The 10,585-nt window shown below is 71.1% G+C and carries 12 protein-coding genes; 11 read left to right on the top strand and 1 reads right to left on the bottom strand.

Features of this window, described 5'->3' with window-relative positions; genetic code table 11:
• Positions 1-127 precede the first annotated feature (127 nt).
• A complete protein-coding gene (gene ffh, locus AVW11_RS22090; RefSeq protein ID WP_076045476.1) occupies positions 128-1,699 on the top strand; it encodes a signal recognition particle protein in 1,572 nt (523 codons plus the stop codon).
• A gap of 88 nt (positions 1,700-1,787) precedes the next feature.
• Here ffh and AVW11_RS22085 read toward each other — a convergent pair whose 3' ends face one another.
• Positions 1,788-2,474: a hypothetical protein gene (locus AVW11_RS22085; RefSeq protein ID WP_030844524.1), complete on the bottom strand. Its 687-nt coding sequence runs from the start codon at positions 2,472-2,474 to the stop codon at positions 1,788-1,790.
• A gap of 131 nt (positions 2,475-2,605) precedes the next feature.
• On the opposite strand from AVW11_RS22085, the gene proS reads away from it, so the two are divergent.
• From proS to lepB (AVW11_RS22035), 10 genes are all read left to right on the top strand, one after another.
• Positions 2,606-4,018, top strand: a complete 1,413-nt coding sequence (gene proS / locus AVW11_RS22080; protein ID WP_046776320.1) for a proline--tRNA ligase — start codon at positions 2,606-2,608, stop codon at positions 4,016-4,018.
• Positions 4,019-4,228: 210 nt separating this feature from the next.
• Complete coding sequence (locus tag AVW11_RS22075) at positions 4,229-4,825, top strand: hypothetical protein (protein WP_030844521.1); 597 nt, start codon at positions 4,229-4,231, stop codon at positions 4,823-4,825.
• A 236-nt stretch (positions 4,826-5,061) separates the two neighbouring features.
• Complete coding sequence (gene rpsP, locus AVW11_RS22070) at positions 5,062-5,499, top strand: 30S ribosomal protein S16 (protein ID WP_030031059.1); 438 nt, start codon at positions 5,062-5,064, stop codon at positions 5,497-5,499.
• A 2-nt stretch (positions 5,500-5,501) separates the two neighbouring features.
• On the top strand, positions 5,502-5,741 hold the full coding sequence (locus tag AVW11_RS22065; protein WP_030011889.1) for an RNA-binding protein: 240 nt from the start codon (positions 5,502-5,504) through the stop codon (positions 5,739-5,741).
• Positions 5,742-5,824: 83 nt separating this feature from the next.
• Entirely contained in the window at positions 5,825-6,439 is a 615-nt protein-coding gene (gene rimM / locus AVW11_RS22060) for a ribosome maturation factor RimM (protein WP_030844520.1), read from the top strand.
• A complete protein-coding gene (trmD, locus tag AVW11_RS22055; RefSeq protein WP_030844518.1) occupies positions 6,436-7,257 on the top strand; it encodes a tRNA (guanosine(37)-N1)-methyltransferase TrmD in 822 nt (273 codons plus the stop codon). The genes rimM and trmD overlap by 4 nt, the downstream gene beginning before the upstream one ends.
• A 134-nt stretch (positions 7,258-7,391) precedes the next feature.
• A complete protein-coding gene (gene rplS, locus AVW11_RS22050; RefSeq protein WP_030823745.1) occupies positions 7,392-7,742 on the top strand; it encodes a 50S ribosomal protein L19 in 351 nt (116 codons plus the stop codon).
• A 44-nt stretch (positions 7,743-7,786) separates the two neighbouring features.
• Entirely contained in the window at positions 7,787-8,551 is a 765-nt protein-coding gene (lepB, locus tag AVW11_RS22045) for a signal peptidase I (RefSeq protein ID WP_076045484.1), read from the top strand.
• Between the two features lie 208 nt (positions 8,552-8,759).
• Positions 8,760-9,542, top strand: coding sequence for a signal peptidase I (lepB, locus tag AVW11_RS22040; RefSeq protein ID WP_381785673.1), 783 nt, complete (start codon positions 8,760-8,762; stop codon positions 9,540-9,542).
• A 112-nt stretch (positions 9,543-9,654) separates the two neighbouring features.
• Positions 9,655-10,551 carry a signal peptidase I gene (gene lepB / locus AVW11_RS22035; RefSeq protein ID WP_076045482.1) on the top strand — a complete coding sequence of 299 codons (897 nt, stop codon included), beginning with the start codon at positions 9,655-9,657 and terminating at the stop codon, positions 10,549-10,551.
• The last annotated feature ends 34 nt before the right edge of the window (positions 10,552-10,585 follow it).

Genomic DNA, 10,585 nt, shown 5'->3' with positions numbered 1-10,585 from the left:
GGGGTCCGGGACACCTCCCGGACCCCCGCCGTACGAGGGAAACCCGCCCGCAGGGCCGGACGGACGGCGCGGGCGGATACCCTGGGGGACGACCACAACGCCCCCGACCCGAGGAATCGCGACCACCGTGTTCGATACGCTCTCCGACCGCTTGGCGAATACCTTCAAGGGCCTGCGCGGCAAAGGCCGGCTGTCCGAGGCTGACATCGACGCAGCGGCCCGGGAAATCCGTATCGCCCTCCTCGAGGCCGACGTCGCCCTCCCGGTCGTCCGCTCCTTCATCGCGAACGTCAAGGAACGCGCGCGCGGCGAAGAGGTCAGCAAGGCCCTGAACCCGGGCCAGCAGGTCCTCAAGATCGTCAACGACGAGCTCGTCACCATCCTGGGCGGCGAGACCCGGCGGCTGCGCTTCGCCAAGACCGCCCCCACCGTGATCATGCTGGCCGGTCTCCAGGGTGCCGGTAAGACCACCCTCGCCGGAAAGCTCGGCCTCTGGCTGAAGGGGCAGGGCCACACCCCGCTCCTCGTCGCGTGCGACCTCCAGCGCCCGAACGCCGTCAACCAGCTCTCCGTCGTCGCCGACCGCGCGGGCGTGGCCTTCTACGGCCCCCAGCCGGGCAACGGCGTCGGCGACCCGGTCCAGGTCGCCAAGGACTCCGTCGAGTACGCGCGCACCAAGCAGTTCGACATCGTCATCGTCGACACCGCCGGCCGCCTCGGCATCGACGCCGAGCTGATGCAGCAGGCCGCGGACATCCGCGACGCCGTCAGCCCCGACGAGATCCTCTTCGTCGTCGACGCCATGATCGGCCAGGACGCGGTCAACACCGCCGAGGCCTTCCGCGACGGCGTCGGCTTCGACGGCGTGGTGCTCTCCAAGCTCGACGGCGACGCCCGCGGCGGTGCCGCGCTCTCCATCGCGCACGTCACCGGCAAGCAGATCATGTTCGCCTCGAACGGCGAGAAGCTCGACGACTTCGACGCCTTCCACCCCGACCGCATGGCGGGCCGGATCCTCGACATGGGTGACATGCTCACCCTCATCGAGCAGGCCGAGAAGACCTTCTCGCAGGCCGAGGCCGAGAAGATGGCGGCCAAGCTCGCCAAGGGCCCCAAGGAGTTCACGCTCGACGACTTCCTGGCCCAGATGGAGCAGGTCCGCAAGATGGGCTCCATCTCCAAGCTGCTCGGCATGCTGCCCGGCATGGGGCAGATCAAGGACCAGATCAACAACATCGACGAGCGTGACGTCGACCGCACCGCGGCGATCATCAAGTCGATGACCCCGGCCGAGCGCCAGGACCCGACGATCATCAACGGCTCGCGCCGCGCCCGCATCGCCAAGGGCTCCGGCACCGAGGTCAGCGCCGTCAAGGCGCTGGTCGAGCGGTTCTTCGACGCCCGCAAGATGATGTCCCGCATGGCCCAGGGCGGCGGCATGCCCGGCATGCCGGGCATCCCCGGGATGGGCGGCGGCCCCGGCCGGCAGAAGAAGCAGGTCAAGCAGGCCAAGGGCAAGCGCAAGAGCGGCAACCCGATGAAGCGCAAGCAGGAGGAGGCCGCAGCGGCGGCCCGCCGCGAGCAGGGCCCGCAGACGGTCGACCCGGCCGCCGCGTCCAACCCGTTCGGCCTTCCCGCCGGCGGCCAGGCCGGTCAGGACTTCGACCTTCCGGACGAGTTCAAGAAGTTCATGAAGTAGGCGGACATCCGCGACGGAGGGCCCCGACCGGGCACGGGCGCCGGCCCGCACGGTCGGGGCCCTTCGTCGCGCGGTCGCACCGCGGCGGTTACGCCACCCGGGCGATCACGTACCGGAAGATGTTCGGCAGCCACACGGCGCCGTCGGACCGCTCGAACGGGTGAAGCGCCTCGGCGAGCTCCTTCTCGGCGAGCGCGGCATCGGACGCCCCGTCGTAGAGCCCGGTCGACAGCAGCCCGCGCACCGCGCTGTCCACGTCCGCGTAGCCGAAGGGGCAGAACACCCGCCCCGACCCGTCCGGCCGCAGCCCGGCCCGCTCCACGGCCGCGTCCAGATCCCCGGGCGCCGGGCCGCCGCCCAGCACCGAGGGCACCGTGCAGCGCTCGGCGGGACCCCAGTCGGCCAGCACCACGGCGCCGCCGCGTCTGACGGCCGGCAGGGCCGAGGCCAGGGCTGCCGGAGCCGGGGAGAAGGCCAGCAGGGCGTCGTAGGGGCGGGGCACCGAGGACGCCGGCGGCGGCGCCGCCAGCACCTCCAGCAGCCGTTCGCGGGCCAGCGCCCGCCGGGCCGGATCCGCCTCCACGCCCGTGGCCGCGGCTCCCCTCGCGGCCGCCAGCAGCAGGGCCAGGCCGGCCCCGCAGTCGAGGCCCAGCAGCCGGTCACCCGGCCCGACCTCCAGCCGGTCGTAGACCGCCTCGTACAGCGGTACCAGCATCCGTTCCTGGATCTCCGCCCAGTCCCGGGCGACGAGCGTCGCGGTCGGCGTCGGTGTCATCGAAAGAGCGCTCCTGATTCCGTCTCGCCCCCCAGCCCCCGTTGCCAGAGAACTCCCCATTCGCCCCCGCGTCCAGAGGAGCGCGGCACCCGATTCACGCATCCCGTGCCGGGCGCCGTACGATTCGCGGCATGGCAAAGGCACCCGTTCTCACCCCGCAGGCGGAGGATTTCCCCCGCTGGTACCAGGATCTGATCAACAAGGCCGAGCTGGCCGACAACGGTCCGGTCCGCGGCACCATGGTCATCCGACCGTACGGCTACGGCCTGTGGGAGCGGATGCAGCAGGAGATGGACGCCCGCATCAAGGACCAGGGCGCCCAGAACGCGTACTTCCCCCTCTTCATCCCGCAGTCGTACCTGACGAAGGAAGCCGAGCACGTCGAGGGCTTCGCGCCCGAGCTCGCGGTCGTCACGCACGGCGGCGGCAAGGAGCTGGAGGAGCCGGTCGTCGTCCGGCCCACGTCCGAGACGATCATCAACGACTACTTCTCCAAGTGGGTCCAGAGCTACCGCGACCTGCCCCTGCTGATCAACCAGTGGGCCAACGTGGTCCGCTGGGAGATGCGCCCCCGCGTCTTCCTGCGCACGAGCGAGTTCCTCTGGCAGGAGGGCCACACCGCCCACGCCACCTACGAGGACGCCCGCGACTACGCCGCCCGCATCCACCGCGACGTCTACGGCGACTTCATGACGAACGTGCTCGGCATCGACGTCGTGCTCGGCCGCAAGACCGCCAAGGAGCGCTTCGCCGGCGCCATCAACACCCTCACCCTCGAGGGCATGATGGGTGACGGCAAGGCCCTGCAGATGGGCACCAGCCACGAGCTCGGCACCAACTTCGCCAAGGCCTTCAACACCCAGTACCTGTCGAAGGAAGGCAAGCAGGAGCTCGTCTGGCAGACCTCCTGGGGCGTCTCGACCCGCATGGTCGGCGGTCTGATCATGTCCCACGGCGACGACAACGGCCTGCGCGTCCCGCCGCGTCTGGCCCACGTCCAGGTCGTCGTCATGGCGATCAAGGGCGACGAGGCCGTCGCCAAGGTCCGTGAGCTGGGCGACCGGCTGAAGGCCGCCGGCATCCGCGTGCAGGTCGACGACCGCGTCGACACCCCCTTCGGCCGCCGCGCCGTGGACTGGGAGCTCAAGGGCGTGCCGGTCCGCATCGAGATCGGCCCCCGCGACCTGGAGGCCGGCACCGCGATGCTGGCCCGCCGCATCCCGGGCGGGAAGACCCCCGTCCAGATCGACGCGCTCGTCGACCTCCTGCCCAAGGTGCTGGACGAGGACCAGGCGCAGCTCCTGCGCGAGTCCCGCGAGCGCCGTGAGGCCCGTACGTCCGACGTCGCGACCATCGAGGAGGCCGCCGAGGCCGCCGTCGCCGGCGGCTGGGCGCGGATCCCGTGGGCCGACCTCGGCCCGGAGGGCGAGGCGAAGCTGGCCGAGCAGGCCGTCTCCGTGCGCTGCCTGGTGGCCGAGGACGGGTCCGTCCCGGACGCCGACGACGCTCCCGGTACCCTCGCCATCGTGGCGCGCTCCTACTGATCGCGCCGCCGAAGGCTTCCGGCCCCGGCGTGCGGCTGATGCCGCGCGCCGGGGGCCGCTGCTTTTTGGTCGACGTTACGTACCGACTCCTCCTGAGTTCGGCGCACCCGTCCTCGTCGGGACGCATCAGGCTGAACTGACTGGTACGTGCAAAAAATTTGGAATGGCCCGGAATCGGAACACCCGGGCACCTCGGCTCGTTGTCACGACGTGAGCACGACACCACCTGTTCTCGCCGCAGAGCTGGCGCAGGCGTGGGCCGACATTCAGCGGTACCACCCCGAGCTGCCCGACCTTGCCGCGCCCGAGTCCCTGATCGGAGAGTCCTCGTCCGCCTGCGGCGCCGAGCTCTCCTTCGAGCGACTGCTGCACGAGGCAGTCCACGGCATCGCGGCCGCCCGCGGTGTCCGCGACACCTCGCGCGCAGGCCGCTACCACAACCGCCGATTCCTCGCGATCGCCGAGGAGATGGGCCTGGACCACTCCGACGAGCCGCACGCGAGCAGCGGCTTCTCCCTGGTCACCCTCAATCCCGAGGCGAAGCGGCGCTACCGCCCCACCATGGAGCGACTGCAGCGCGCGCTGAAGGCGCACACGGCGGCCACCGCCGCCGACACCAAGCGCAGCTTCCGCGGGCCCGCCGCCCGGCACGGCTCCTCCGGTGGCGGGGTGCGCGTCAAGGCGGTCTGCGACTGCGGGCGCAACGTGCGCGTCGTCCCCTCCGTGCTCGCGCAGGCGCCGATCGTGTGCGGCGGCTGTATGAAGCCCTTCCGCATCCCCGACATCGCCGTCGCGGCGGCCTCCTGACACTGCGGGCGGCCGGCGCGCGGAGCCGGCCGTGACGTGCGGGCTCGTCCGACCGGAGCGATCCTCCCCGTCGGCCGGGCGCGCCGCAGGCGTATGGCACAATGGCTAGCTGTACTCGACAGTCGCATAGGACCCCTCTCTCCTCCGGCTGACGCGTCCATCGGGCACCCGAGTACCGCAACCCCACGTGGCATCTCATGTGCCCAACCACGTCAAGTTCAGGAGACACCACTCCAGTGGCAGTCAAGATCAAGCTCAAGCGCCTCGGTAAGATCCGCTCTCCCCACTACCGCATCGTCGTCGCCGACGCCCGCACCCGTCGGGACGGCCGCGCGATCGAGGAGATCGGCATCTACCAGCCGACCTACAACCCGTCGCGCATCGAGGTCAACGGCGAGCGCGCCCAGTACTGGCTCTCTGTCGGCGCCCAGCCGACCGAGGCCGTCCTCGCCATCCTGAAGCTCACCGGTGACTGGCAGGCGCACAAGGGCCTCCCGGCCCCCGCGCCGCTGCTGCAGCCGGCCACGAAGGAAGACAAGCGTCGCTCCTTCGACGAGTTCGCCAAGGCCCTCGAGGGCATCGGCGAGGGCAAGGGCGAGGCCATCACGCAGAAGAAGAAGGCCGACAAGAAGGCGGACGAGGCTGAGGCCGCCGCCGAGTCGACCGAGGCCTGAGCATGCTCGAGGAGGCTCTTGAGCACCTCGTAAAGGGCATTGTGGACAACCCCGACGAAGTGCAGGTCGCCTCGCGCAACCTGCGCCGCGGGCAGGTGCTCGAGGTCCGGGTCCACCCCGACGACCTCGGCAAGGTGATCGGCCGCAACGGCCGCACCGCACGTGCCCTGCGTACCGTCGTGGGCGCCATCGGCGGCCGGGGGATCCGCGTCGACCTCGTCGACGTGGACCAGGTCCGCTGAGCAGTTGAATCACCGGCACGGGCCGGGGAGGGCACACGTGCCCGCCCCGGCCCGTCGTCGTCTGAACAGGAGAGGCACAGACAGTGGAGCTGGTAGTCGCGCGGATCGGCCGCGCCCACGGCATCAAGGGTGAGGTCACCGTCGAGGTGCGCACGGACGAGCCGGAACTGCGGCTCAGCCCCGGCGCCGTGCTGCGCACCGAACCGGCTTCGGCGGGCCCGCTGACCATCGAGACGGGCCGGGTGCACAGCGGCCGGCTGATGCTGCGTTTCGCCGGTGTCAAGGACCGCACCGCCGCGGAGGCCCTCCGCAACATCCTCCTCATCGCCGACGTGGACCCGGACGAGCTGCCCGAGGAGGAGGACGAGTACTACGACCACCAGCTGATGGACCTGGACGTGGTGCTCGAGGACGGCACCGAGATCGGCCGGATCACCGAGATCTCCCACCTGCCCTCGCAGGACCTCTTCATCGTCGAGCGCCCCGACGGCACCGAGGTGATGATCCCCTTCGTCGAGGAGATCGTCGCCGAGATCGACCTGGAGGAGCAGCGCTGCGTCATCACCCCGCCGCCGGGGCTGATCGACGACCGCGCCGAGATCGCCTCCGCGCGCGACGCCGAGGCCGCGGACGCAGAGGCCCGGAGTTCCGAGGCTGCGAGTTCCGAGGGCGCGAGTTCCGAGGGCGACGCCCGATGAGGCTCGACGTCGTCACGATCTTCCCCGAGTACCTGGAACCGCTGAACGTCTCGCTCGTCGGCAAGGCGCGCGCCCGCGGGCAGCTCGACGTGCACGTCCACGACCTGCGGGACTGGACCCACGACCGGCACAACACGGTCGACGACACCCCGTACGGCGGCGGCCCCGGCATGGTCATGAAGACCGGCCCGTGGGGCGAGGCACTGGACGAGGTGCTGGCCGACGGCTACGAGGCGGGCGCGCACGGCCCCGTCATGGTGGTCCCCACGCCCAGCGGCCGTCCGTTCACCCAGGAGCTCGCCGTCGAGCTCGCCGAGCGGCCGTGGCTGATCTTCACGCCCGCCCGCTACGAGGGCATCGACCGCCGCGTCATGGACGAGTACGCCACCCGCATGCCCGTGTACGAGGTCTCCATCGGCGACTACGTCCTGGCCGGCGGCGAGGCGGCCGTGCTGGTGGTCACCGAGGCCGTGGCGCGGCTGCTGCCCGGGGTGCTCGGCAACGCCGAGTCGCACCGGGACGACTCCTTCGCCCCCGGCGAGATGGCGAACCTGCTGGAGGGTCCCGTCTACACCAAGCCGCCGGTGTGGCGCGGCCGGGACATCCCCGACGTGCTGCTCAGCGGCCACCACGGCAGGATCGCCCGGTGGCGCCGGGACGAGGCCTTCCGCCGGACCGCGAGCAACCGGCCCGACCTGATCGAGCGCTGCGAGGCCTCCGGCTTCGACAAGAAGGACCGCGAGATCCTCTCCATCCTGGGCTGGCAGCCGTCGCCGGACGGCCGATTTTGGCGCAGGCCGCAGGCCGTGGAAGAATAGGCGGCTGCTGTGTGCTCGCCGGACGCCCCTGCCACAGGGGGACCGTCGGCCGCCGAGTGGCACGGCTCCCGAATTCTCTACGGAAACCCGCACTGGCGACCTGTGGCGTCATGCGAAGAAAGCAGACGAAGAACATGTCTCACCTGCTCGATGGCGTCAACGCCGCCGCGCTCCGCTCGGACGTCCCGGCCTTCCGCCCGGGTGACACGATCAACGTGCACGTCCGCGTGATCGAGGGCAACCGCTCCCGTATCCAGCAGTTCAAGGGTGTCGTCATCCGCCGCCAGGGCGCCGGTGTCTCCGAGACCTTCACCGTTCGCAAGGTCTCCTTCAGCGTCGGCGTGGAGCGCACCTTCCCGGTCCACTCCCCGATCTTCGAGAAGATCGAGCTGGTCACCCGCGGTGACGTCCGCCGTGCGAAGCTGTACTACCTCCGTGAGCTCCGCGGCAAGGCTGCGAAGATCAAGGAGAAGCGCGACAAGTAAGGTCGCCTCCGGTGTCCGGCGGCGGCCGGATAGGCTCGCCCCCGATGGACACCGAAGCACCTCACACGCAGCGCGGTCACTCTTCCCCCCGCGAGGGGCAAGGGTGGCCGCGTTCTGCGTTCTCCCGGAGGGGCGGCGCGGAACCCGCGGAGGGGGCCGGCCAGGACCGGTCCTCCGGGCGGCCGACCTGGCGCCGGGCGGGTGTCCTCGGCGTGGTCTGCACGGCCTTCCTGCTGCTGCTCAGCAATTTCGTCCTCCAGCCCTTCCTGATCCCGAGCCACTCCATGGAGCCGACGCTCCGGGTCGGGGACCGGGTGCTGGTCAACAAGCTGGCGTACCGTTTCGGCGATCAGCCGGGCCGCGGGGACCTGGTGGTCTTCGACGGCACGGGCTCCTTCGTACGGGAACGCGCGGGCGGCAGCCCGGTCGACGGCCTGGTGCGGGGCGCCGCCTCGGCGCTCGGGCTCGCCGAGCCCTCCGACACCGACTTCGTGAAGCGGGTGGTGGGCGTGGGTGGTGACGACGTGGTCTGCTGCGACGCGGGCGGGCGGCTCTCGGTCAACGGCGTCCCGCTGGACGAGCCGTACCTGTATCCCGGCGACGCCCCCTCGAAGGTGCCCTTCCGGATCGTCGTGCCGCTGGGGACCCTCTGGGTGATGGGCGATCATCGTTCCCAGTCCCGGGACTCGCGGGACCACCTCGGGGAACCGGGCGGGGGGATGGTGCCGGTGGAGAAGGTGATCGGGCGGGCCGACTGGATCGGCTGGCCGGCTTCGCGCTGGGGCGCCGTCGGCGGCGGCCATGGGTAGCCGGGGGCGGCCCAAGGGCCGACGGGACCGGGAGCCCGAGCCGGGGCCGCGTGCGAGGACGCGGAGCCGACACGACTGGCTGGATGACGAGCCCGAGCCGGGGCCGCGTGCGAGGACGCGGAGCCGACAGGACTGGCTCGATGACGAGCCCGAGCCGCAGCCGCGCGCAACACCGCGAGGGCGACGACAGCCCGAGCCGGAGCCGGTCGTGGCGGAGGGCGGCCGGGCCGAACGGCGCCGGCTGGCCCGCAGGGTCAAGCGGCGCCGCCGCACGCGCCGGGCGGGCGAAGTCCCGCTGCTCGTCGTGGTGGCGCTGTGCATAGCCCTGCTGCTCAAGACCTTCCTGGTGCAGGCCTTCTTCATCCCGTCGGGCTCGATGGAGCAGACCATCCGGATCGGCGACCGCGTCCTCGTGGACAAGCTGACCCCGTGGTTCGGCTCCAAGGTCGAGCGCGGCGACATCGTCGTGTTCAAGGACCCCGGCGGCTGGCTCCAGGGCGAGGCGGCCCGGCCCGCCCCGGACCCGGTCGTGGTCAAGCAGATCAAGCAGACCCTGACCTTCATCGGCCTGCTGCCCTCGGCCGACGAACAGGACCTGATCAAGCGCGTCATCGGGGTCGGCGGAGACACCGTCAAGTGCTGCGACGCCCGCGGCCGGGTCACCGTCAACGGCTCGCCGCTCGACGAGCCGTACGTGAAACCGGGCAACACGCCCTCGGACATCCCCTTCGAGGTGGAGGTGCCCGCCGGAAGGCTCTTCGTGATGGGCGACCACCGAGCGAATTCGGCCGATTCCCGCTTCCATCTGGACGAGGCATTCGAGGGCACGATCGACGAGAACGGGGTCGTGGGGGAGGCCGTGGTGATCGCCTGGCCCTTCGGACACTGGACCCGTCTGGAGCAGCCCGAGACCTTCCGCATGGTGCCCGATCAGGCACGCCGCGAGGGACGCGGCCGCGGGCGGCGCCGTAGGGGCACACCGTTCGCATAGTGTGTCCTCGGTCTCCCGAGCCTTAGGGAACTCCCGCTCGTTAAGGGAGGGGAGGGCCCGTGTCCGGTTCGGCGCGGGCGGCGAACGTGAGTGAGGAGTGGATGTGGGGGACGTGGCGGTAGGCGCACGGTCCGGACGCGACGAGGGCGAGGAGCGGCCGGACGACGCCGTCGCGCACGAGACCGAGGAGGACGGCGCTGTGGAGAAGCCGCACCGCTCCTTCTGGAAGGAGCTCCCGCTCCTCATCGGCATCGCCCTGCTGCTGGCCCTGCTGATCAAGACCTTCCTGGTCCAGGCGTTCTCGATCCCCTCCGACTCGATGCAGGACACGCTGCAGCGCGGGGACCGGGTGCTGGTCGACAAGCTCACGCCGTGGTTCGGCTCCGAGCCGGAGCGCGGCGAGGTCGTGGTCTTCCACGACCCGGCGAACTGGCTCTCGGGCGAGCCCACGCCGGAGCCGAACATCGCCCAGAAGGTCCTCAGCTGGATCGGCCTGATGCCGTCCGCGGAGGAGAAGGACCTGATCAAGCGGACCATCGCCATCGGCGGTGACACGGTCGAGTGCAAGAAGGGGGGACCGGTCGTCGTCAACGGCAAGGCGCTCGACGAGCCGTACATCTACCCCGGCAACACCGCGTGCGACGACGCCCCCTTCGGCCCGCTCAAGGTGCCCGAGGGCAAGATCTGGGTGATGGGCGACCACCGGCAGAACTCCCAGGACTCCCGCTACCACATGCAGGACTCCACCAAGGGCTTCGTGCCGGTCGACAAGGTCGTCGGACGGGCCGTCGTGATCGCGTGGCCGGTCACCCGCTGGTCCACCCTGCCGGTCCCGGACACCTTCGACCAGCCGGGCATCGGCAACCAGGCCGCGGCCACCGCGCTCGGCCTCGGGGCCGCCGGACTGGCGCCCGTCGGGCTCGGCCCGGCCGCGCTGGGGCTCGCCGGAGCCGTCCCCCTCGTGATGTGGCGCCGCCGGAAGCTGACCAGCGGTCGTACCGACGGGTAGGGTGCCGCCCAGGTCGACGATCCCGATGTGGGGG

This window comes from Streptomyces amritsarensis (assembly GCF_001953875.1).
Lineage (GTDB): Bacteria > Actinomycetota > Actinomycetes > Streptomycetales > Streptomycetaceae > Streptomyces > Streptomyces amritsarensis.
Note: the sequence above shows the minus strand (reverse complement) of the source record. Positions and strands in the feature narration are given on the sequence as shown.

What these genes read in the sequence shown, in the direction of transcription:
- lepB (WP_076045484.1), top strand. Translation starts at nt 7,787, where the DNA reads ATGGACACCGAAGCACCTCACACGCAGCGCGGTCACTCTTCCCCCCGC.
- rplS (WP_030823745.1), top strand. Translation starts at nt 7,392, where the DNA reads ATGTCTCACCTGCTCGATGGCGTCAACGCCGCCGCGCTCCGCTCGGAC.
- AVW11_RS22085 (WP_030844524.1), bottom strand. Translation starts at nt 2,474, where the DNA reads ATGACACCGACGCCGACCGCGACGCTCGTCGCCCGGGACTGGGCGGAG.
- proS (WP_046776320.1), top strand. Translation starts at nt 2,606, where the DNA reads ATGGCAAAGGCACCCGTTCTCACCCCGCAGGCGGAGGATTTCCCCCGC.
- trmD (WP_030844518.1), top strand. Translation starts at nt 6,436, where the DNA reads ATGAGGCTCGACGTCGTCACGATCTTCCCCGAGTACCTGGAACCGCTG.
- AVW11_RS22065 (WP_030011889.1), top strand. Translation starts at nt 5,502, where the DNA reads ATGCTCGAGGAGGCTCTTGAGCACCTCGTAAAGGGCATTGTGGACAAC.